This window comes from Bradyrhizobium sp. cir1, assembly GCF_014198245.1.
In the GTDB taxonomy this organism is placed as follows: Bacteria; Pseudomonadota; Alphaproteobacteria; order Rhizobiales; family Xanthobacteraceae; genus Bradyrhizobium.
On the sequence record NZ_JACIHE010000002.1, the window covers coordinates 81,471 to 102,271 of the forward strand.

Annotated in this window: 21 protein-coding genes; 12 read left to right on the forward strand and 9 right to left on the reverse strand. The window is 63.6% G+C overall.

Features of this window, described 5'->3' with window-relative positions; genetic code table 11:
- Positions 1-8: 8 nt before the first annotated feature.
- Together GGD63_RS04910 and GGD63_RS04915 are read right to left on the reverse strand one after the other, a co-directional pair.
- On the reverse strand, positions 9-521 hold the full coding sequence (locus GGD63_RS04910; protein WP_183239779.1) for a phage holin family protein: 513 nt from the start codon (positions 519-521) through the stop codon (positions 9-11).
- On the reverse strand, positions 522-797 hold the full coding sequence (locus tag GGD63_RS04915; protein ID WP_183239780.1) for a hypothetical protein: 276 nt from the start codon (positions 795-797) through the stop codon (positions 522-524).
- A gap of 174 nt (positions 798-971) precedes the next feature.
- On the opposite strand from GGD63_RS04915, the gene GGD63_RS04920 reads away from it, so the two are divergent.
- From GGD63_RS04920 to GGD63_RS04930, 3 genes are read left to right on the forward strand one after another with little or no spacing between them, the layout of a single operon-like run.
- Positions 972-2,108: an ABC transporter permease gene (locus GGD63_RS04920; protein WP_183239781.1), complete on the forward strand. Its 1,137-nt coding sequence runs from the start codon at positions 972-974 to the stop codon at positions 2,106-2,108.
- Positions 2,109-2,110: 2 nt separating this feature from the next.
- The gene (locus GGD63_RS04925; RefSeq protein ID WP_183239782.1) at positions 2,111-2,878 is read left to right on the forward strand and encodes an ABC transporter ATP-binding protein; all 768 of its coding nucleotides are present in this window, start codon (positions 2,111-2,113) and stop codon (positions 2,876-2,878) included.
- 3 nt (positions 2,879-2,881) lie between these two features.
- The gene (locus GGD63_RS04930) at positions 2,882-3,985 is read left to right on the forward strand and encodes an ABC-type transport auxiliary lipoprotein family protein (RefSeq protein WP_183239783.1); all 1,104 of its coding nucleotides are present in this window, start codon (positions 2,882-2,884) and stop codon (positions 3,983-3,985) included.
- Between the two features lie 128 nt (positions 3,986-4,113).
- Here the strand turns inward: GGD63_RS04930 and GGD63_RS04935 are convergent, their stop codons facing one another.
- On the reverse strand, positions 4,114-4,431 hold the full coding sequence (locus GGD63_RS04935) for a cytochrome c (RefSeq protein ID WP_183239784.1): 318 nt from the start codon (positions 4,429-4,431) through the stop codon (positions 4,114-4,116).
- 159 nt (positions 4,432-4,590) lie between these two features.
- Between GGD63_RS04935 and GGD63_RS04940 the strand changes: the two genes are divergently transcribed.
- From GGD63_RS04940 to GGD63_RS04945, 3 genes are all read left to right on the forward strand, one after another.
- The gene (locus GGD63_RS04940) at positions 4,591-5,304 is read left to right on the forward strand and encodes a Crp/Fnr family transcriptional regulator (RefSeq protein WP_183239785.1); all 714 of its coding nucleotides are present in this window, start codon (positions 4,591-4,593) and stop codon (positions 5,302-5,304) included.
- 93 nt (positions 5,305-5,397) lie between these two features.
- Positions 5,398-5,526, forward strand: a complete 129-nt coding sequence (locus GGD63_RS40560) for a hypothetical protein (protein ID WP_283811937.1) — start codon at positions 5,398-5,400, stop codon at positions 5,524-5,526.
- Positions 5,527-5,807: 281 nt separating this feature from the next.
- Positions 5,808-6,536, forward strand: coding sequence for a Crp/Fnr family transcriptional regulator (locus GGD63_RS04945; protein ID WP_183239786.1), 729 nt, complete (start codon positions 5,808-5,810; stop codon positions 6,534-6,536).
- Positions 6,537-6,546: 10 nt separating this feature from the next.
- Here the strand turns inward: GGD63_RS04945 and GGD63_RS04950 are convergent, their stop codons facing one another.
- Complete coding sequence (locus tag GGD63_RS04950; protein WP_183239787.1) at positions 6,547-7,323, reverse strand: cyclase family protein; 777 nt, start codon at positions 7,321-7,323, stop codon at positions 6,547-6,549.
- Positions 7,324-7,618: 295 nt separating this feature from the next.
- Here GGD63_RS04950 and GGD63_RS04955 point away from each other — a divergent pair, with 295 nt between their 5' ends.
- The 4 genes from GGD63_RS04955 to GGD63_RS04970 all read left to right on the forward strand — a co-directional run bounded on the left by GGD63_RS04955 (position 7,619) and on the right by GGD63_RS04970 (position 11,376).
- Positions 7,619-8,590, forward strand: coding sequence for a TRAP transporter substrate-binding protein (locus GGD63_RS04955; protein WP_183239788.1), 972 nt, complete (start codon positions 7,619-7,621; stop codon positions 8,588-8,590).
- A 66-nt stretch (positions 8,591-8,656) separates the two neighbouring features.
- Positions 8,657-9,208: a TRAP transporter small permease gene (locus GGD63_RS04960; protein WP_183239789.1), complete on the forward strand. Its 552-nt coding sequence runs from the start codon at positions 8,657-8,659 to the stop codon at positions 9,206-9,208.
- Entirely contained in the window at positions 9,199-10,491 is a 1,293-nt protein-coding gene (locus tag GGD63_RS04965; protein ID WP_080136263.1) for a TRAP transporter large permease, read from the forward strand. Before GGD63_RS04960 ends, GGD63_RS04965 begins: the two co-directional genes overlap by 10 nt.
- A gap of 78 nt (positions 10,492-10,569) precedes the next feature.
- The gene (locus GGD63_RS04970; RefSeq protein ID WP_183239790.1) at positions 10,570-11,376 is read left to right on the forward strand and encodes an SDR family oxidoreductase; all 807 of its coding nucleotides are present in this window, start codon (positions 10,570-10,572) and stop codon (positions 11,374-11,376) included.
- A 14-nt stretch (positions 11,377-11,390) separates the two neighbouring features.
- Here the strand turns inward: GGD63_RS04970 and GGD63_RS04975 are convergent, their stop codons facing one another.
- From GGD63_RS04975 to GGD63_RS04990, 4 genes are read right to left on the reverse strand one after another with little or no spacing between them, the layout of a single operon-like run.
- Positions 11,391-12,089, reverse strand: coding sequence for a substrate-binding domain-containing protein (locus tag GGD63_RS04975; protein WP_183239791.1), 699 nt, complete (start codon positions 12,087-12,089; stop codon positions 11,391-11,393).
- Positions 12,086-14,209: a xanthine dehydrogenase family protein molybdopterin-binding subunit gene (locus tag GGD63_RS04980; RefSeq protein WP_183239792.1), complete on the reverse strand. Its 2,124-nt coding sequence runs from the start codon at positions 14,207-14,209 to the stop codon at positions 12,086-12,088. Before GGD63_RS04980 ends, GGD63_RS04975 begins: the two co-directional genes overlap by 4 nt.
- Positions 14,206-14,676, reverse strand: a complete 471-nt coding sequence (locus GGD63_RS04985; protein WP_183239793.1) for a (2Fe-2S)-binding protein — start codon at positions 14,674-14,676, stop codon at positions 14,206-14,208. The genes GGD63_RS04980 and GGD63_RS04985 overlap by 4 nt, the downstream gene beginning before the upstream one ends.
- Before the next feature lie 13 nt (positions 14,677-14,689).
- Positions 14,690-15,664 carry a tripartite tricarboxylate transporter substrate binding protein gene (locus GGD63_RS04990; protein ID WP_183239794.1) on the reverse strand — a complete coding sequence of 325 codons (975 nt, stop codon included), beginning with the start codon at positions 15,662-15,664 and terminating at the stop codon, positions 14,690-14,692.
- Between the two features lie 234 nt (positions 15,665-15,898).
- On the opposite strand from GGD63_RS04990, the gene GGD63_RS04995 reads away from it, so the two are divergent.
- Both GGD63_RS04995 and GGD63_RS05000 read left to right on the forward strand, forming a co-directional pair.
- The gene (locus tag GGD63_RS04995) at positions 15,899-17,986 is read left to right on the forward strand and encodes a molybdopterin oxidoreductase family protein (protein WP_183239795.1); all 2,088 of its coding nucleotides are present in this window, start codon (positions 15,899-15,901) and stop codon (positions 17,984-17,986) included.
- A 129-nt stretch (positions 17,987-18,115) separates the two neighbouring features.
- The gene (locus GGD63_RS05000; RefSeq protein WP_183239796.1) at positions 18,116-18,898 is read left to right on the forward strand and encodes an enoyl-CoA hydratase/isomerase family protein; all 783 of its coding nucleotides are present in this window, start codon (positions 18,116-18,118) and stop codon (positions 18,896-18,898) included.
- A 48-nt stretch (positions 18,899-18,946) separates the two neighbouring features.
- On the opposite strand, the gene GGD63_RS05005 is transcribed toward GGD63_RS05000, so the two are convergent.
- Complete coding sequence (locus tag GGD63_RS05005; protein ID WP_183239797.1) at positions 18,947-20,248, reverse strand: hypothetical protein; 1,302 nt, start codon at positions 20,246-20,248, stop codon at positions 18,947-18,949.
- Between the last annotated feature and the right edge of the window lie 553 nt (positions 20,249-20,801).

Consider the following 20,801-nt stretch of genomic DNA (forward strand, 5'->3'; position numbering starts at 1 on the left):
CGCCCCCGTCAGGAGCGCGCTTCAGCCGAATTTGCAGCGGCGGATGTTTTTGCAGATGTCTTGGCAGCTGTCTTGGCAGTGGTTCGCAAAGACTTGACGATAATCGCGATCAGAGGCACCAGCACCGGCACGATCGTGCTCAGCGGATGATGCACCGCGCCCGACACCTGAGCCTGAAGCGCGCGCGCCTCGAGCTGAAGGGCCTCGATGGACGCGCCGTGAATTTCGTTGGCAAGCTCGATGTCGCGGCCGGACGGAGCACGGCTAGCGATGACGAAGAGAATCGCCGCGATGGCAAAGTTGACGGTGCCGAGAATGGCGGCCGCGGCAATGGCGCTCCAGATCTGGACCAGCGCGAAATAGGCCGACAGCTCCAGCATCAAGAGCCCGAACGCTGCGATCAGCGCCGCAAAGGCGCGCAGGCCGAGGCCCATCAGGAGGTGGCGCAGCCTGATGTCCGCGATGATCCTGTCGGTGCGCCACAAGAGGCGCAGATGTTTGACGACATTCTCGCTATTCACCTAGTGTCTCCTCAGCATGAAGCCGACGACCACGCCGAGCGCGAAAGCCGAGGCGAGCGACGTCATCGGGCGCTCCGCAATGAGGCCTTGAAGCTGCTCCTGCTCGTCGCTGACGGTTTCGCCGAGCTCGGCAAGCGCGGCCTTGATCTGATCGGCCAGAGCCTCGGCACGGTCCTTCGAACTGTCGAACATCTGCTCGCCGGCCGTGCTCAAGAGGCGCGTGACGTCCACCTTGAGCGTCCGCAATTCTTCGCTCATCCTGTCGCTGTCGAACATGGATTTGATGTCTCCATTGAATGGAGCGAATCCTAGGGCCCGCCGGCGTGACCGCGTTTGACTTGCGTCAAGACGTGGGCAGGTCCGCCACTTGAGACAGGTCAAACCGGCCGCCACACGCTGGCCTAGAAGTAGCGGCTGAATGGGGACCAATTGTCCCGATGAGGTGGAAGCGTGAACACCGAACCGCTGTTGCTGGCAACGTCCTCTGGCGATGCGTTGAAATTGCGCCCGGAAGGGCCCTGGACCGCAGCGAACGTGGCGACGCTCGAAACTCTGTCCCGGTCGGTCGGAGCCGAGGTCGATCGGTCAAGAGTTGTGACCCTGGACATGTCGGGCATCAGCGCGCTGGATACTCTCGGCGCCTGGGTCCTGGAGAAACTGTCGCGCAGAGCCGCCTCATCCGGTAGATCGGCCGAGTTCATCGGTGTCGCCGACCATTTCAGCGGTCTGATGGACGAGGTGCGCCAGGTCAACCGCCACACGCCGCCGCCTGCAGCTGCGCCAAACCCGGTTCTGCTCAGGCTTGGCGATCTCGGCAAGTCCACCGTCGGCGCGCGGGAGGACATCACGATCTTCCTGCAAATGCTTGGCGCCTTGTTCATGGCCGTCGTCGGCGTGCTGCGCCGGCCACAAACGCTGCGGCTGACATCACTGGTCTACCAGCTCTACCGCATCGGATGGCAGGCGATTCCCATCGTCGCTCTGATCACGTTCCTGATCGGCGCCATCATCGCCCAGCAGGGATTCTTCCACTTCCGCAGGTTCGGCGCGGAATCCTACACCGTCGACATGGTCGGCATCCTGGTGCTGCGCGAACTCGGCGTTCTGATCGTCGCCATCATGGTCGCGGGACGTTCGGGAAGCGCCTACACCGCCGAGCTTGGCTCGATGAAGATGCGCGAGGAGATCGATGCTCTCTCGACCATGGGGCTCGATCCGGTCGACGTCCTGATCCTGCCCCGCGTTGCGGCTCTGGTCATCGCGCTGCCGATCCTGGCCTTCATCGGATCAATTGCCGCGCTCTATGGCGGCGGCCTCGTCGCGCAGTTCTATGGCGACATGGGGCCGGCGATCTACATCGCACGGCTGCATGAGGCGATTTCCGTCACCCATTTCGAGGTCGGCATCCTGAAGGCGCCGTTCATGGCGCTGGTGATCGGGATCGTCGCCTGCAGCGAGGGCTTGCGCGTCAAGGGCAGCGCCGAGTCGCTCGGGCGGCAGACGACGACGTCGGTGGTGAAGTCGATCTTTCTGGTGATCGTGCTCGACGGCCTGTTCGCGATCTTCTTTGCCTCGATCGGAATGTGACGATGAGCGAACACCAGGAAGAGTTCGCGATCAGGGTTCGCGACCTCGTGGTCGGTTTCGGCCGCCAGACCGTGCTCGATCATCTGTCGCTCGATGTGCGCCGGGGCGAGATTCTCGGGCTGGTGGGCGCGTCCGGCGGCGGCAAGTCGGTGCTGATGCGGACCATCATCGGCCTCATCCCGCGCCGGGGCGGCACCATTGAGGTCATGGGAGAGCCGATCGGCGGCCGCACGCGGGGCGCGGCAACGGCTTGGGGCATCCTGTTCCAGCAGGGCGCGCTGTTCTCCTCGCTGACGGTCCGCCAGAACGTCCAGTTTCCGCTGCGCGAAAATCTCGTCCTGTCGCCAGAGCTGATGGACGAGATCGCGATCGCCAAGCTGGAGATGGTCGGATTGCGGGCGCAGGATGCCGACAAATATCCGGCAGAATTGTCGGGCGGCATGACCAAGCGCGTGGCGCTGGCGCGCGCGCTGGCGCTCGATCCGCCGATCCTGTTCCTGGACGAGCCGACCTCCGGCCTCGATCCGATCGCCGCCGGCGATTTCGACGCGCTGATCAGGACCCTGCAAAAGACCCTGGGGCTGACCGTGTTCATGGTCACCCACGATCTTGCCAGCCTCACCACCGTCTGCGACCGCGTTGCCGCGCTCGCCGACGGCAAGATCGTCGCAATCGGGCCGATGCGCGAACTGCTGCAATCCGAGCATCCCTGGGTGCGCGCCTATTTCCACGGCAAGCGCTCGCAGATGCTGCAACACGAGATGAGATGAGACATGGAAACCCGCGCTCCCTACGTGCTGATCGGCAGCTTCGTGCTGGCCGCGATTATCGCGGTGTTCGGCTTCGTCTATTGGCTGAACAACACCGGCGGCATCGGGCCGCGTACGAACTATCACGTGCAGTTCCAGGGACCGGTGCCGGGTCTGCTGGTCGGCGCCGGTGTGCTGTTCAACGGCATCCGCGTTGGCGAGGTGACTCAGCTCGGGCTCGCGCCGGACAATCCGCGCTTCGTCAACGCGACGATCTCGGTTGCTTCGACGACGCCCGTGCGCGCCGACACCAGGGTCGGGCTCGATTTCCAGGGACTGACCGGCGTGCCGGTGGTGACGCTGGAGGGTGGCATGATCGTCGTCAAATCCGGTGAGCCCCTGACCTTGATCGCCGAGGCCGGCGCAGGCCAGAGCATGACGCAGGCCGCGCGCGATGCACTGCGGCGGGTCGACACCGTGCTGGAGGACAATTCCGGTCCGCTGAAGGACACCATCGCCAATCTCAAGACATTCTCCGACGGGCTCGCGCGCAACACCGGCAAGATCGACGGCATCCTGGCGGGTCTCGAGAAGATGACCGGTGGTGGGACGCCGGCACAGAAGATCACCTACGATCTGCGCGCGCCGCAGAACCTTGGCCCGGCCGGCAAAACGTTCTCGGCGTCGCTGGCCATTCCCGAGCCGACCGCGGTCGCGATGCTCCAGACCCAGCGCATGCTGTTCTCTCCCGTGGGTGACAACCCGGGCTTTGCCGATTTCCTGTGGGCCGACAGCATCCCGAAGCTGGTGCAGGCGAGGCTGATCGACAGTTTCGAGAACTACGACATCGCTCACGCGCCGCTGCGCACGAGCGATCTCGGACAGGCGGATTACCAGCTTCTGATCGACATCAGGCGCTTCCGGATTGCCACGGAGGGCGAGACCAGGGTCGAGATTGCCCTGTCGGCGCGGATCGTCGACAAGAACGGCAAGGTGGTCGCGTCCCGCATCATTGAGGCCAGCGAGAAGCTCGACAAGGTCGAGCCGGCGGCTGCCGTTGCAGCGTTCGATGCGGCGTTCGCCCGCATCGCCAAGGAGCTGATCGGCTGGACGGTGCAGGCGGTCTAAAGCATGATCCGGACCCGAAGGGCCGCGTTAGCGCAAAGTGCGAAGCGGTTTTCCGGAAAGATCAGCGTAAACAACAACCTAAAGCGCGATGATGATTCATCCCAATCTCATCGCGCTTTAGGGGCCGGCTATTCGAGCGTTTTCAGGTAGGACAGCAGATCATGGATCTGGTCCGGACTGAGCTCGAAGGCGGGCATGTCGGCGTGGCCGGTGTAGATGCCTTCCGCCAGAGCCTCGCCAAGGGTCTCGATCGGATACCGCCGGTGCAGGGTGCGTAGCGGGGGCGCGATCTTGAGCGGGCTCTCGGAGACGCGGTCGATCGCGTGGCAGCGCGCGCAATTGGTCTGTGCAAAGGCCTTGCCGCGTTGTTCGGCGGTAGGGGCTGCGAGCGCAGGCGTGATCAGAAGCAGGCCAATCAGGCCCTGGCGGAGCGCATGCTGAAACATGGAAGGCGGGATCCCGTCGAACTCTCGAGCCAGAATAGAGGGGGGGAGGAAGGCCAAAATTGATCTGGGTCAATCGCGTTTGTGGCGGCGCAGTAGAATGCAGCCGCGCGTGGCGGACTCGGCCGGGGGGCAGAGCTGGACCGGCGCTAGGAGCGGTGGATGAAGGCTTCCGTGGTCATGATTGAGCCGAACGGGCATTTCTGCAGCGATTGTGGCGTACGCGGATCGGCGGTCTGTTCGTCGCTGGATCCGGCCGAACTCAGGGAGTTCGAGCATCTCGGACGCCGCGTCCATTTTTCCTCGGGCGAGACCGTGTTTTCCGAGGAGGACATCACGACCTCGTTCTACAACGTCCTTGACGGCGTCATGCGGCTGTACAAGCTGCTGCCCGACGGCCGGCGGCAGATCGTGGGTTTCGCGTTACCCGGCGACTTCCTTGGGATGAATCTTTCCGGCCGTCACAATTTTTCGGCCGATGCAATCGGCGCGGTGATCGTCTGCCAGTTCGCAAAAACGCCCTTTGGCCGTTTCATCGAGGACCGTCCGCAACTGCTCAGGCGGATCAACGAGCTGGCCATTCGCGAGTTGGGCCAGGCGCGCGACCATATGGTCCTGCTCGGCCGCCGCTCGGCGGACGAGAAGGTCGCGGCGTTCCTGCTGGGCTGGCGCGAACGGCTGTTGGCGCTCAAGGGGCCGTCCGACACGGTTCCGCTTCCGATGAGTCGCCAGGACATCGCCGACTATCTCGGCCTGACCATCGAAACCGTCAGCCGCACCTTCACCAAGCTCGAGCGCCACGGTGCGATCGAGATCATCCACGGCGGAATCAGCCTGCTCGACCCGGCGCGCGTCGAGGCCCTCGCCGCAGCCTGACGGGCTTTCCACAGCGCTGCCGGCCTTTTTGATCCCGATCAATGACGCCGGCTACCGGCCGCAAATAATGCCGTCAAACAATCCGGGAGGAGCATGATGCCAGCTGACGCGTTGCTGATGACGATGGTCGTCGTGGCGATCTTCGTCGCTTTCGGGGTAGCTTTGGCGTGGGCGGACCGGCAAACCAGCGCGGGCCGGATCGATTCCGATTCCAAGCGCTGATGCTCCGGATCATAGCTTCCGTCTGATGCGCCGGCTATCGGCTCTCGCCCAGCCGGCGTTGGGGCGTTCGGCAGCGCCTTGACGCAATCGCGACTGCGGTGCCTGCAACTCTGCATCGACCGGGGCGCATTGGCGCATCCTTTGGGTGCCGACTCGGAGCCGCGCCTGGAGCAATTTCGCCGCATTTGCCTAAAACCGCGGGCATGCTTTCCGGTTGAAAAGCCGGGCAACACTGACTACGCAGGAACTCCAGTGCCTCGCAGTCTTAGGAGCCCAGCGGCGTGCCTCAGGACAAGACCGGCGACCCCCGACAATCGGCGGGCAACAAATTATCGGTCCTGCGCAAGCACCCGATCTTCGCGGATCTGGAGCCGGAGGCGCTCGATCAGCTTTGCCGCTACGCCAAGCACACCACCGTGAAGCGCGGCGCGACGATCGCCGCCAAGGGCGATCCCGGCAACAACCTGTTCGCGGTGATCACCGGAACTGTGAAGATATCCTCCTCGTCGCCCGACGGGCGGAATGCCATTCTCAATCTCATCGGTCCTGGAGAAATCTTTGGCGAGATCGCGGTTCTCGATGGTGCGCCGCGTTCGGCGGATGCGACCGCCAACACCAATTGCGAGCTCTACATCATCGACCGCCGCGACTTCCTGCCATTCGTGAAGAGTCAGCCGGCGCTGGCGATGAAGTTCATCGAACTGCTCTGCGCGCGCCTGCGTTGGACCAGCCAGCAGGTCGAACAGGTGATCCTGCAAAATCTGCCGGGCCGGCTTGCCAGTGCGCTGCTCGGTCTCACCGAAGAGCGCAAGCTCGATTCCGGCAGCGGTACGCTCGCCATCACCCAGCAGGAGATCAGCGAGATGGTGGGGATGACACGCGAGAGCATCAACAAGCAATTGCGCGCTTGGGCCGGTCGCGGTTGGGTTCGTCTCGAGCATGGTGCCATCGTGGTGCTAGACACCGATGCCTTGCGCGAGCTCGCGGAGAGCGGCCTCGACGGCGAATGATGCGTCGCACCTAATTGTCAATGATGGCGACGGCGCGGGTCCAGCCCGCCGAGGCGCGTTCGATCTTCACCGGGAAGCACGAGACAGTAAACCCGGTCGGGGGCAATTGATCGAGATTGTGCAGCTTCTCGAGATGGCAATAGCCGATGTGGCGGCCCGCCTTGTGGCCTTCCCAGATCAGGCCGGCGTCCTTGGTTTCGGCATATTTCCTCGCGGTGTAGACGAACGGCGCGTCCCAGCTCCAGCCATCGGTGCCGGTCAGCCGCACGCCGCGTTCGAGCAGGTACATGGTGGCCTCATAGCCCATGCCGCAACCGGAGTTGACGTAACTGGCCTCGCCGAATTTGGCGCCGGCGCTGGTGTTGACGACGACGATCTCGAGCGGCGACAGCGCGTGCCCGATGCGCTTGAGCTCCGTCTCGACGTCACCTGCAGTCACAACGTAGCCGTCAGGCAGATGTCGGAAGTCGAGCTTCACGCCGGGCTGAAAGCACCACTCCAGCGGCACCTCGTCGATGGTCCATGACCGCTCACCGCGGTTCATGGTCGGATGAAAGTGCCAGGGCGCGTCGAGATGCGTGCCGTTATGCGTCGACAGCGACACCTGCTCCACGGCCCAGCCCTGGCCATCCGGCAGGTCTTCCGCCCTGAGGCCGTCGAAGAACTGCAGCATGCGCGGCAGGCCCTGCTGGTGGTCGATGTACTGGATCGTCGGATGGTTGCCTGGCGGATCGGACGTCACGTCGTTTCGGAGCGGCACCGAAATATCGATCAGCTTCCGCGGCATGGGCATTCCCTCAAGACAGTCCAGTGTTTAGGATATCTTGAGGGGCCTCCATTGGAGGCGTCAAGTCACGTGCCGGCGACGTCGAGCCAGCCCGCCATACCCACCATAGTGCGAATTGCGCCAGAAATTGATCGATGCAACTCTTGCATTGATCGATGCTGGATTTGGCTTGGACAGAGAATGCCGCCCGCCCTAGGGACGACATTGGCGCTTGACTTCACGTCTGAAGTGGAGCGACCCAAGACGGCCTGCAGCCTGCCCGACAACGATATAATCACCTCAGGAGGAAGCCCAGATGAAGACACTCACCGGTATCATCGCAGCCGCTGTGCTGGCGGTCTCAGCACCCTTGGCGACCGCGCGCGATTTCCGTTCCGCCGACGTGCACCCCGCCGATTATCCGACTGTCGAGGCCGTCAAGTTCATGGGCAAGCAGCTCGCGACGGCGAGCGGCGGCAAGTTCGGTGTGAAGGTGTTTCCCAATGGAGCCCTGGGCTCCGAGAAGGACACCATCGAGCAGCTCAAGATCGGCGCACTCGATATGATGCGGATCAACGCATCGCCGTTGAACAACTTCGTGCCGGAAACCGTCGCGTTGTGCCTGCCCTTCGTCTTCCGCGACACGCAGCATATGCGCACGGTTCTTGATGGGCCGATCGGCGACGAGATACTGGCGGCGATGGAGCCCGCGGGCCTGGTCGGCCTTGCCTATTACGACAGCGGCGCCCGGTCCATCTACACCGTCAAGGCACCCGTCAAGTCGCTCGCCGACCTCAAGGGCCTGAAGATCCGCGTCCAGCAATCCGACCTCTGGGTCGGCATGATCCAGAGCCTCGGTGCAAACCCGACACCGATGCCGTATGGCGAGGTCTACACCGCCCTCAAGACCGGTCTGGTGGACGCCGCGGAGAACAACTGGCCCTCCTACGAGTCCTCGCGCCACTTCGAGGCGGCCAAGTTCTATAATGTCACCGAGCACTCGCTCGCGCCCGAAGTTCTCGTGATGTCCAAAAAGGTCTGGGACACGCTGAGCAAGGACGACCAGGCGATGGTCCGCAAGGCGGCCAAGGAATCGGTGCCGGTCATGCGCAAGCTCTGGGACGAGCGCGAGCAGGCCTCCCGCAAGACCGTCGAGGCGGCCGGCGTCCAGGTCGTGACCATCGCCAACAAGCAGGAGTTCGTCGACGCGATGAAGCCGGTGTACCAGAAGTTCGCCGGTGACGAGAAACTGCAGGGCCTCGTCAAGCGTATCCAGGACACGAAGTAAGAGCACGGCGGATCGGGTCCGGCGCCGCCGCAAGGTGACACCGGGCCCTCGCGACGGAGGCGCGGGATGACAGACCCACATGTTGCAGATCACGAGCAGGAGGCGGTCGCCGTACGCCCGTCCACCGGCCTGCTCTCGCGGATCAATGCACCCATCGCGCGCCTCGGCATGTATCTGTCGGTAGCGGGGCTGCTCGTCATCGTCACCATCGTGTTCTACCAGGTGTTCGGACGTTACGTGCTCAATTCCAGCCCGACCTGGACCGAGAACCTTGCGCTGGTCCTGATCCTCTACGTCACACTGATCGGCGCCGCCGTCGGCGTGCGCGATGCCGGCCACATCGGCATGGACAGTCTGCTGGTCATGCTTCCGGATCATCTGCGAGAAGAGATCGAGATCGTGATCCACGTTCTGGTGGCCCTGTTCGGCATCGCGATGGCCTATAACGGCTGGATCCTCGGGGCGTCGGTCGGAACCGTGAAAATCCCCAATCTCGGCCTGCCCGAGGTCATCCGCTACGTGCCGCTGATCGCCTCGGGCATCCTGACCGTCTCCTTCTCAATCGAGCACATCATTGCTCTCCTGCGCGGCGAAGAGGTCGTCCCGTCATGGAACTGATCATCCTCGGCGCCACCTTCTTCGGCTTCCTGATCCTCGGCGTCCCGGTCGCCTTCGCGATCGGCCTGTCGGCAATCTGCACCATCCTCTATGAAGGCCTGCCGGTCGCCGTCATCTTCCAGCAGATGATGTCGGGGATGAACATCTTCTCCTTCCTCGCCATCCCGTTCTTCGTCTTCAGCGGTGAGCTGATGCTGCATGGTGGCGTTGCCGACAAGATCGTGAAGCTCGCCAAGAATCTCGTCGGGCACATCCGCGGCGGCCTCGGCATGTCGAACGTGGTCGCCTGCACGCTGTTCGGCGGCGTCTCCGGCTCGCCCGTGGCCGACGTGTCGGCGATGGGCGCGGTGATGATCCCGATGATGAAAAAAGAGGGGTTCGATACCGACTACGCCGTCAACGTCACCACCCATGCCTCGCTGGTGGGCGCGCTGATGCCGACCAGCCACAACATGATCATCTATGCGCTTGCCGCCGGCGGCAAGGTCTCGATCGGCGCGCTGATCGCCGCCGGCCTTTTGCCGGCGCTCGTGCTGATGGTGTGCATGCTGGTCGCCGCTTACGCGGTCGCGGTGAAGCGCGGCTATCCGGCCGGCAAGTTCCCGGGCTGGGCCGAAGTGTTCCGTTCGCTCGCCGCCGCGCTGCCCGGCCTGCTGATCGTTGGCATTATTCTCGCCGGCATCCTGTCCGGCGTCTTCACGGCCACTGAATCGGCGGCCGTCGCGGTCACCTACACGATCCTGCTGACTTTCTTCATCTACCGGACCATGACCTTGCAGAACTTCCTGCGGGCCGCGGCCAAGGCGGTCAAGACGACGGGCGTGGTGTTGCTGCTGATCGGCGTCTCCACCATGTTCCAGTACCTGATGGGTCTCTACGAGGTAGCCGACTTCGCAGGCGACCTCATGAGCAAGGTGTCCACGCAGCCCTGGATGATCTTCCTGCTCATCAACGTCATCCTGTTCGTGCTAGGCACGTTCATGGACATGGCGGCGACCATCCTGATCTGCACCCCGATCTTCCTGCCGATCGCGATGAAGGCGGGCATGGATCCGGTGCAGTTCGGCATGCTGATGCTGATCAACTGTGCCCTCGGGCTGAACACCCCGCCGGTCGGAACGACGCAGTTCGTCGGCTGCGCCATCGGCGGCATTTCGGTCGGCGCGGTGATGCGCACCATCCTGCCGTTCTATGCAGCGTTGATCGCGGCGCTGATGTTCGTCACCTACGTTCCCGCCTTCTCGCTGTGGCTGCCGCGCCTCCTGATGGGATACAAGGGATAGCTGCCGTGCGTGCGCCGGCCCTTGGCCGACGCATCGCCCTTGCGTAGTTTGCGTCGCGACAACAGGGAGAAACTGTCCGTGACCGACTATCGCAAGCTCTTCGATCTCACCGGCAAGACGGCCGTGGTGCTCGGCGCCGCCTCAGGGATCGGCAAATCGTCGGCCGCGGCGCTGGCCGGGTTAGGGGCCCGCGTCGTCTGCGCCGATCGGGCGGTCGACGCAGCGGAGGCGACCGCCGTCGGCATTCGCGACAAGGGCGGCTGGGCGGAAGCAGCTAGCTGCGATGCTGCGAGTTCCGCGGACGTCAATGCGCTGGCCAAGACCTTGATGCAGAAATTTCCGCGGCTCGACATCGCGGTGACCACACCCGGACTCAACATCCGCAAGACTATCCTCGACTACACCGAGGAGGATCTCGACCGCGTGCTCAACCTGAACGTCAAGGGCACGGTCTGGTTCTTCCAGGCCTTCGGCCGCATCATGGTCGAACAAAAGGGCGGCAGCATTATCGCCTGCTCCTCGGTGCGCGCGGTGACCATCGAGCCGGGCCTCGGCATCTACGGCTCGACCAAGGCGGCGATCGGCCTCTTGGTGAAGGGCTTTGCCTCCGAGGTCGGCCATGCCGGCGTGCGCGTCAACGCGATTGCGCCGAGCATCGCCGAGACCGCGCTGACCGGCCCGTTCAAGCAGCGTCCCGACATCTACAATCTCTATGCCGGCCATACCGTGTTCAACCGCTGGAGCAGCGCCGACGAGGTCGCCACCGCCGTCGCCTATCTCGCCTCGGATGCCGCAAGCTATGTCAGCGGCAGCACGCTGTTCGTTGACGGCGGCTGGACAGCCGTCGACGGTCCGCCGACCGGCCTCACCCAGCTGCACAAATAGGGCTTGCATCTAATCTAGCCGGCAAAGCCCACGCGCTGGCGCAGTTCCTTCCGGTCTGCGCCGGTCAGCAACGCGACCAGTGCGGCTGCCTCCTTTGGATGCGCGGCCCGCGCTGTCACGCCCGCCGTGTACATCGTCACGAGCTCGCATCCCGGCGGCAATGATCCCGACAACGCGATGCCGTCGGCGGCGATGATTTCGGTGGCCTGGGTGCATCCGATCGGCCTTTGCGCAGTGGAGGCCGCAAGCTCACGCATCGCCGTCGCGCCGTTCGGAAAGATCTTCAGGCGCGAGGCGACCTCGTAAGCAATGCCGAGCTGATCCAGCACCTTTGCGACGTGCTGTCCCGCGGTCGACGCCTTCGTGTCCGGGATATAGATAGCGTCTGCGGAACGCAGCACATCGCGCAAATCGGCGTCGGTCTTCACCGTCACCTTGGCATCGCGGCTGCGGACTGCGAGTGCAGTCTCGACCCGGCCGACATCCGCGATCGAGGAGAGGATAACGAGCTTCTCCTCGGCAAGCTTTGCAAGCAGGGCCCGCGTCAAGATCACGAGATCGGCCGGCGTCCCCGCGCGCAGCTTGTCGGCCATGATACCGACTGCGCCGAATTCGCCGTCGATGCCACAGCCGGTCTGCGCCTTGAAAGGTTCAGTGAGGCCGCGCACCAGGCCTTGCGCCGCGCCGCCGCTCAAAATGGTCACTGTCGTCACGATGCAAGCTCCATGGCTGCGATGATCCTGTCGCGCGTGATCGGCAGGTCGCGGACGCGCACGCCGAGGCAGTCGAACACGGCGTTCGCGATCGCGGCCGTCACCGGGCCGAGGGCGGCTTCGCCGGCGCCGACAGGCTCGATCTCCGACCGCTGGATGATCTCGACATCCACCGCCGGCGCCTCGCTGAAGGTCAGGATCGGATAATCCGTCCAGGAGGTCGAGGTGATACGCGACCGGTCGAACCGGACGCGCTCTTTCAAGACCCAGCTCGTCGCCTGGATGGCGCCGCCCTCGATCTGGTTGATGACGCCGTCCGGATTGATGGCCTCGCCGACATCGACCGCAAGCGTCAGCCGCTTGACGCGGATGTCGTCGGCGCCTTCGATTTCGGCGATCGCGGCGCAATAGGCGCCCGTGTTCTTGTAGCGCGCAAAGCCGACGCCGTGGCCGATGCCGGCCTGCTTCTGCGGTTTCCATTGCGCGCGTCGCGCTGCAGCAGAGATGACGTCGCGCGCCCGCTCATCACGGAGATGGCGCAGGCGGAATGCGATGGGGTCCTCACCGCGCAGCGCGGCGATCTCATCGAGCATGGACTCGATGGCGAAGACATTGCCTTGTCCGCCCAGCGTCCGCAGCGCAGAGGTGCGCACCGGCATTGTCAGCAGCCGATGGCTCGTGATCGTCCAGGCCGGCAGGTCATAGAGTGGAACAGAGTTGCGGTCACCGCCGCCACCATTGGCGGCGGGCGGATTCGTCGAGATCATACGCGGGTAGGGATTTGCGATTTCGGTTGCGGCGAGCAGCGCCGGCTGCCCCGCACGTCCCGGCCTTGCAGCGTGACCGTTGCTCCAGATCGCATGGCGCCAGCCCACAATCTCATTGTCCGCATCGAGGTCGGCCTCGATCTCGATGGCCATCGCCGCGCCGAACGGCGCGTGGCTCATCTCGTCGTGGCGCGACCACTGCACCCGGACCGGCCGGCCGCCGGCCGCTTTCGCCAGCAGCACGGCATCGAGCGCGACGTCATCGGCCGCGTTGTGCCCGTAGCAGCCGGCGCCCTCCATATGCTCGACGACGATGTTCTCGGTCGGTAGCTTGAGCACGATGGCGAGATCGGCGCGCAGCAGATAGACGCCCTGGCTGTGGGTCCAGACGTGGACGCGATCACCGTTCCATCGCGCCATGGCGCAGGAGGGTGCGATCGAGGCATGTGCGATGTAGGGACGGGTGTATTGCCGGCGGAGGGTACGGGCGTGCTCGCGCCTCGTCGCCGTCCTGGTGTCGATGACAGTGGTCTCGACCGGTTGGCTTTTCAGGAAGCCAGCCAGATCATCTTCGTCAGGCAGCGGTTCGCCCGCCGACCAGGTCGCGCTCTTGCGCAGGGCCTTCAACGCGGCTTCCGCTGCCACTTCACTGTCGGCGACCACGCCGGCAAAGCCGCCGTCGCGGGCGATCGCGATAAGGCCGGCAACGGCGCGTGCGGCTGTTTCGTCCAGCGCGATCAGCCTCGCGGCCGAGATGTCCGGCCGCAGCACGCGTCCGTGCAGCAGTCCGGGCAACGCCCGGTCGTGAATGAAGCGCGGCTGGGCGAACACCTTGTCGGGAATGTCCACGCGCTGGATGGAATGGCCGGCGACGGCGCGCATGGTGGCGAGCTTCGCTGTCGCGCCTGGTGCGGCGTCGTGGTCGAGCGAGACTTCGCCCGCGAGCTCCCAATAGCTGGTCCTGACATTGCCTGGACCCGAGATCGTGCCGTCATTGATGCTCAGCAGCGACGCATCAACGCCGAGACGCTCCGACGCTGCAGCGAGGAAGCGCTGGCGCACCTCGGCACAGACGTGTCGAAACGCGCGGCCGGATTGCTGGATCGACAGGCTGCCTGACGTAACGCCTTCGTTCGGGCTGGCCGCCGTCGAGGCGCGGATCATCTCGATGCGGCCGATATCGACGTCGAGCTCATCCGCTGCGATCTGCGCCAGCGCCGTGACGATGCCCTGGCCGATCTCGACCTTGCCGGGCGAGATCGCCACGTGGCCGTCGCCAGAGAACCGCACCCACGACGAAAGCCTTGGATTGGCCGCGAGGCTGACCGGCAGTTTTGGGGCAGGGGAGCTCATGACGCCGCCATCTCCGAGGCCGCGCGCAACACGGCACGCACCATGCGATTGTGCGATCCGCAGCGGCAGAGGTTGCGATCCAGCGCCGCTCTGACTTCAGCCTCCGTCGGCGATGGATTGCGTTTCAGCAGCGCCGCTGCGCTGATTAGGATTCCTGATGCGCAATAGCCGCATTGCATCGCCTGTTCGAAGATGAAGGCGCGTTGCAGCGGATGCGGCTGCTCCACTGTCCCGAGGCCCTCCAGCGTGACGACGTCCTTGTCCGCGACCGACCACATCGGCATGTCGCAGGAGGTCATCGCGCGGTCATCGACCATGACGTGACACGCGCCGCACTCACCGGCTCCACAGCCGAAATGCGGACCGGTGACGCCGAGCAGGCCGCGCAGCACATCGAGCAGCATCTGGTCCGGATCAGCATCCACGGCGATCGCGGCGCCGTTGAGCCGGAATTGAACGGAGGGCATGAGCAGTGCAGCCTCAGGACTTGTCGAACTTCTTGACGACATCAGCCCATTTCTCGATGTCGCCGCGCAGGAACTTGTCGAATTGCTCCGGCGTCATGGACATGGGGACGGCACCCTGCTCGGTCCAGAGCTTGACGATGTCGGGTCGCTTCACCATTGCGTTCACGGCAGCATTGAGCTTGTCGATGACAGGCTTGGGTGTGCCCGCAGGCGCCATCAGGCCGAGCCAGATCGTGGCCTCGTAGCCGAGAACGCCGGCTTCGATCGTGGTCGGCACGTTCGGCAGCACCGCGGAGCGCTGCTTGCCTGTGGTGGCGAGCGGGCGAACCTGGTTTTCGGCAACGTTCGGCGCCATCGCCGGCACTGCGTCGATCATCATCTGCACCTGTCCGCCGATCACGCCGCTGCGCGCCTCGCCGCTGTTGCGGTAGGGGACATGGACGATATCGATACCGGCCATGGCTTTGAACAGCTCACCGGCCATGTGATACGGCGTGCCCTGACCGGAGGAGGCATAGTTCAGCTTTCCGGGCTGCGATTTGGCGAGCGCGATGAACTCGGCAAGCGTCTTCACGGGGACTTGCGGGTTCACCACGACGACGAGATCGGAATAATTGACCGGCGCGATCGGCGCGAGGTCGCGCATCAGCTCGTATTTGCGCTTGTCCGGCGTCAGCAGCGATTCATTCGCGGTCTGGGTGTTGGACATCATCAGCAGCGTGTAGCCATCAGCTGGCGACTTCGCAGCTTCCACAGTACCGATGACGCCGCCCGCGCCGGTGCGGTTCTCGATCACGAAGGGCTGGCCAAAGCTCTCCTGGAAGACGTTGCCGATCAGCCGGGCCGCTACATCGGCCGGTCCGCCGGCCCCGAAGGGGACGACGATCCGGACCGCGTGCGTGGGGTAGTCCTGTGCCAATGAGGAGGATGCGGCGAATGCGCCGAGCAAGCCGGCGGCCAGCGCCAGCATGAAGCTTCGGGCTGTCATGCCCACCTCCCTGATGTCGTTCTTGTTGGCCGGCACTGTAGCGGCAGGGAATGCGGACTGTCGACGCCTCACAAAGCCGATCCGGTCGGCAATATCCCGGAGGATTCGGTTCGATTGGGGCGCATTTCGCGGTTGCGGCAGGAACCGCCGGCGCGCGCGGTTTGAGCAAATCGCATGGGCATTGGCGGATAAATGCCCTCGGCTGACAGGTATTTTGGTGTTACGAACCGGGACATGAATCAGCACGCCAAGATCGAAATCCGCCATTCGACCTGTCCGCATGATTGCCCCTCGGCCTGTGCCCTCGACGTCGAGGTGGTCGACGGCCGCAGCATCGGCCGCGTCCGCGGTTCGAAAAAGCAGACCTACACGGCCGGCGTCGTCTGCGCCAAGGTCGCCCGCTATGCCGAGCGCATCCATCACCCTGAGAGGGTGACATTCCCGATGCGGCGCATTGGGCCGAAGGGCTCGGGTCAGTTCGCGCGCATCTCCTGGGACGAGGCGCTCGACGAGATCGCGGAGCGCTTCAATCAGGCGGAGCGTGAGTTCGGCGCGGAATCGATCTGGCCCTACTACTACGCCGGGACGATGGGCCTCGTGATGCGGGACGGGCTCAACCGTCTGACGCATGTGAAAAAGTATTCGCGCTTCTATCAGACCATCTGCGCCAATGTGGCGCGCATCGGTTATGCGATCGGCACCGGCAAGATCGCCGGCGTCGATCCGCGCGAGATGGCGCTCTCCGACCTCGTGGTGATCTGGGGCACCAATCCCGTCAACACCCAGGTCAACGTGATGACGCACGCCTCGCGTGCCCGCAAGGAACGCGGCGCGAAGATCGCGGCGGTCGACATCTACGACAACGAGACCATGAAGCAGGCTGACATCAAGATCATCCTGCGTCCGGGCACCGACGGCGCGTTCGCCTGCGGCGTCATGCATGTCCTGTTCCGCGACGGCTACGCCGACCGCGCCTACATGGACAAATACACCGACTGCCCCGCCGAGCTCGAGGCGCATCTGAAGACGCGCACCCCTGAATGGGCTTCTGCGATTTGCGGCGTGCCGGTGGCGGAGATCGAGGCCTTCGCCAAGGCCGTCGGCGAGACCAAGCGGACGTTCTTCCGGCTCGGCTACGGTTTCACCCGCTCGCGCAATGGCGCAACGCAGATGCACGCGGCGAATTGCATCCCCGCGGTGACCGGTGCCTGGCAATATGAGGGCGGCGGCGCCTTCTTCAATAACTACGCGCTTTGGCATTTCAACGAATCCATCATCGAAGCCCACGACGCGATCGACCAGAGCGTCCGCGCGCTCGACCAGTCCAAGATCGGCCGCATCCTCACCGGCGACGCCGAGGCCCTGCGCGGTAAGGGGCCGGTGAAGGCGATGCTGATCCAGAACACCAACCCGATGACGGTGGCGCCGGAGCAGGCGCTGGTCCGGCAGGGTTTTGCGCGCGAGGATCTGTTCGTCGCGGTGCACGAGCAGTTCATGACCGAGACGGCGCAGATGGCCGACATCGTGCTGCCGGCGACCATGTTCATGGAGCACGACGACCTCTATTACGGCGGTGGCCACCAGCACATCTCGGTCGGGCCGAAGCTGATCGACCCGCCCGGCGAATGCCGCTCCAATCACGAGGTCTTGCAGGCGCTGGCGCCGCGGCTTGGCGCGAAACATCGCGGCTTTGAGATGACGCCGCGCGAACTGATCGATGCAACGCTGAAGCTCAGCAACCACGGCGACATCGCCGGTCTCGAAGCGGATGTCTGGCGCGACCTGCAGCCTGATTTCCGTACCTCGCATTTCCTCGACGGATTCGCCCATGCCGACGGGAAATTCCACTTCAGGGCGGATTGGGCGCACCCGCCGTTCGGCGTGACGATGGGCGATTTCCACAAGATGCCTGATCTGCCGGACCATTGGGCGGTGATCGAGCACGCCGACCAGGCCCATCCGTTCCGGCTCGCCACCAGCCCCTCGCGCAGCTTCCTCAACACCACCTTCAACGAGACGCCATCCTCGCAGGCGCGCGAGGGCAAAGCGAGCGTGATGATCCATCCGCTCGATGCGGCCGCGCTCGACATTGCCGATGGCGATGCGGTGACACTGGGCAACAGCCGCGGCGAAACTAAGCTGATCGCAACGCTGTTCGAAGGCGTGCGGCGCGGCGTCTTGATCGCGGAGTCCGTTCACCCGAACAAGAATCATATCGGCGGCCGCGGCATCAACATGCTGACGGGCGCGGACATAATCGCGCCGATTGGCGGGGCGGCGTTCCACGACAACAAGGTCTGGATCAGGAAAGCGGTCGCCTGAGCGCGCTTGACGATCGCCGTGCAATTTGCGTCGAGGCGCTAAAGCGGCGCCGCGCCGCAGTTTGCGCTTGCACCTCTCGCCCGAGCTGCCGCAAATGGCGGTAAACGGAAGCAAGGAAGCGAGCGTGCCATGACCGATACCACAGCCGTCATCACCGAAAAGCGCGGGCAGGCGTTCTGGATCACCATCAACCGGCCGGAGAAGCGCAACGCGTTGAACGGCGAGGTGATTGCCGGCATCAGCAAAGGCTATCGCGACGCGCATGAGGACAAGGACGTCCGTGTCATCGTGCTGACGGGCGCGGGCGACAAGGCGTTCTGCGCCGGCGCGGACCTGCAGAATTCAGGCGCGGCGTTCGCGATGGATCATTCCAGGCCAAATGTCGATTATGCCGATCTGCTGCGCCTGTCGCAGAACGCGACCAAGCCGGCGATAGCGCGGGTCGGCGGCGTCTGCATGGCCGGCGGCATGGGCCTGCTCTGCATGACCGACATGGCGGTTGCCGCCGATCACGTCATCTTCGGCCTGCCGGAGGTGAAGGTGGGTGTATTCCCGATGCAGGTGCTGAGCCTCTTGCAGAACATCGCGCCGCGGCGGCTCGTCAACGAATGGGCGCTGACCGGCGAGCCGTTCGATGCGATCGCCGCGCAAGCTGCGGGAATCCTCAATTATGTGGTGCCTACGGCCGAGCTCGACGCCAAGGTCGACTGGCTGATCGGCCGCATCGTCGACAAATCCCCGACCGCGATCCGCCGCGGCAAATACGCCATGCGCGCCATTGCCGCAATGTCGTTCGACGAGAGCATCGCCTACACCGAAAGCCAGATTGCGCTGCTTGCGATGACCGAGGACGCCAAGGAGGGCTTGAGGGCGTTCAGCGAGAAGCGTTTGCCATTGTGGACGGGAAAATAGGCGATCATTTCAGGGTACAGTAGGACGCTGTGGTCGTTCAATGCACCACTATTCCGCGGAATGATCGGCGTTTAGTCGAACAGGGAACGATCTAGTCCGCTCCTCACGACGCTTCTTTGTGGCCGTAATCAACTGCTTGCCGGTGCGCTTGGCGTAGGTTGGCAGTTGGCGGCTTGATCTATGACGGCCCGCGGCGCGCAACTCTGCATCCGTGAGATCGCTGTCGGCACCTTCGGTGAAGCCTCCGTGCCGGAAGGAAGTAAAGGAAAGTTCGTGACGAAGGCCGGCCTCTGCGATGATCTGCTTTACCACGCTGCGCAGATAGCGCAGGTCCTTGCGTGGCGTAATCCATGGAATCGGGGTTGCCGACCGGCGATGGGCATGGTCACGCCGGAATACCAGGCCCGTGAGCGAGGTCTTCTTAATCTCGTCGAGCTCGTCCATAAGTTCAGGAAACAGAGGGGCGCCCGTTTCGTCCAATAGGGGCCACCAGGCTTCCTCGCCATTCTTTGGGTGCACGATCCTGACGCTGTTTGGCCGTTCGCTAGGACGGTAGTGCGACATGTCGAAGGAGCCAAACACGTGCTGCTCTCGCTGCAGCCACTCCCATGACAACAAAGCAGCAGTTGCGATCGAGCGATAGTCGAGCCTTTTCGCGGCAGCTCTGAACGCGACGAGTTCATCCCAAGTTGCGGTTGGTGTGGGTCGTATCGGCTGGCCGGGCGCCCGTGATCTTAATCCCATCCGTGAAAATGGATTGCTCGCTGGTACTATTTTTTCTTGAGCACGCTGGCCAACGAACCAGGCGCGCCGGCAGCTCGCCATGGCCACATTTGCATAGCGACGACGCTCGCGGACGACGACCTCTCCATTGTTACTCACTTTTGTTACGACTAGCAGCTTTCCATAAACTGCGTCGACGAAGGCTCTCGTGAAATCGGACAATTGCTTCGACCCAACGCGACTTCCATCTTTCAGCTCGTGATTGGCAAAGAGCGCGAGACTCTTTGTGTACTGACGCTGAGTGGTGCTTTCGATTTCGCCCCACTTCTGGTGAGCTTGGAAGATGCCCACTAGCCAATCGAACGTGCCGGGTTCGGGAGAGGCCGGCATCATGTCACTTAGACCCCGTGAGCGCCAACTCTCGAATGCGGGCAAGAGGACTTTCTCAACCCGTTCGACGGCAACAGCATAATCGCTCCCTAAAGCTTCAGGGCTCAAATCGCAGCCCTGCCGACGAGCCCACGTTGGCGGTGCAAAATAATAAGCCACCGTATTGTTCGCCAACAGCTTTCGTTGACAATATCGAGGAAGCTTTTGTGCCGTATCGACTGAGATCATACCAGACATAAGAGATCCTCCGGCTCCCTGGCGTCCCCTCTTCCAGTAGGTGCTGCGAAGTGGTCCATGGTCGCCTTCGACCAGACCGGCTGCCGCAGCCGTCCTGTTCCACGACAGCTGACCGGTGGCGGTGCGTCTCCTCGGCGGATCGCCCGCGCAAGTTCACCTGTGTCTTTAAAGTCCAGGTAGGCGGCGGCCATGTCCGCTCTCATCATCGCGGGCCAGGTTCCAGCGGGTGGGTAGCGAGCAGGCAGCGCTGTGCGTGGTGAGGAGTCTGATCTCACTGATGCTGCCCGTTTAGGTCCAACAAGAGTTCAATTCGCCGAACAATGACGTCCGATCTGGAAGATCTAGATGATCTCTACTCGTGGTCGGTGGAGCGGCAGTCGCGGTGGGTCATAAAATGGACTCTTACGATCAAAGAGTTTTTCGCTCTACTGCGCAGTGCGACCTAGCGGGGATAGGCTAAGTTAGCGCGCGAAAAGGAGACCTTGGCGTGCAGTTCTCGAGAAGGACGAATTCTGATCGGCAGGCCCCCAAAAAGTGGAAATAGTCGTCGAGG

What these genes read in the sequence shown, in the direction of transcription:
- GGD63_RS04915 (WP_183239780.1), bottom strand. Translation starts at nt 797, where the DNA reads ATGTTCGACAGCGACAGGATGAGCGAAGAATTGCGGACGCTCAAGGTG.
- GGD63_RS04925 (WP_183239782.1), top strand. Translation starts at nt 2,111, where the DNA reads ATGAGCGAACACCAGGAAGAGTTCGCGATCAGGGTTCGCGACCTCGTG.
- GGD63_RS04930 (WP_183239783.1), top strand. Translation starts at nt 2,882, where the DNA reads ATGGAAACCCGCGCTCCCTACGTGCTGATCGGCAGCTTCGTGCTGGCC.
- GGD63_RS04935 (WP_183239784.1), bottom strand. Translation starts at nt 4,431, where the DNA reads ATGTTTCAGCATGCGCTCCGCCAGGGCCTGATTGGCCTGCTTCTGATC.
- GGD63_RS04940 (WP_183239785.1), top strand. Translation starts at nt 4,591, where the DNA reads ATGAAGGCTTCCGTGGTCATGATTGAGCCGAACGGGCATTTCTGCAGC.
- GGD63_RS40560 (WP_283811937.1), top strand. Translation starts at nt 5,398, where the DNA reads ATGATGCCAGCTGACGCGTTGCTGATGACGATGGTCGTCGTGGCGATC.
- GGD63_RS04950 (WP_183239787.1), bottom strand. Translation starts at nt 7,323, where the DNA reads ATGCCGCGGAAGCTGATCGATATTTCGGTGCCGCTCCGAAACGACGTG.
- GGD63_RS04955 (WP_183239788.1), top strand. Translation starts at nt 7,619, where the DNA reads ATGAAGACACTCACCGGTATCATCGCAGCCGCTGTGCTGGCGGTCTCA.
- GGD63_RS04960 (WP_183239789.1), top strand. Translation starts at nt 8,657, where the DNA reads ATGACAGACCCACATGTTGCAGATCACGAGCAGGAGGCGGTCGCCGTA.
- GGD63_RS04965 (WP_080136263.1), top strand. Translation starts at nt 9,199, where the DNA reads ATGGAACTGATCATCCTCGGCGCCACCTTCTTCGGCTTCCTGATCCTC.
- GGD63_RS04980 (WP_183239792.1), bottom strand. Translation starts at nt 14,209, where the DNA reads ATGAGCTCCCCTGCCCCAAAACTGCCGGTCAGCCTCGCGGCCAATCCA.
- GGD63_RS04985 (WP_183239793.1), bottom strand. Translation starts at nt 14,676, where the DNA reads ATGCCCTCCGTTCAATTCCGGCTCAACGGCGCCGCGATCGCCGTGGAT.
- GGD63_RS04990 (WP_183239794.1), bottom strand. Translation starts at nt 15,664, where the DNA reads ATGACAGCCCGAAGCTTCATGCTGGCGCTGGCCGCCGGCTTGCTCGGC.
- GGD63_RS04995 (WP_183239795.1), top strand. Translation starts at nt 15,899, where the DNA reads ATGAATCAGCACGCCAAGATCGAAATCCGCCATTCGACCTGTCCGCAT.
- GGD63_RS05000 (WP_183239796.1), top strand. Translation starts at nt 18,116, where the DNA reads ATGACCGATACCACAGCCGTCATCACCGAAAAGCGCGGGCAGGCGTTC.
- GGD63_RS05005 (WP_183239797.1), bottom strand. Translation starts at nt 20,248, where the DNA reads ATGTCTGGTATGATCTCAGTCGATACGGCACAAAAGCTTCCTCGATAT.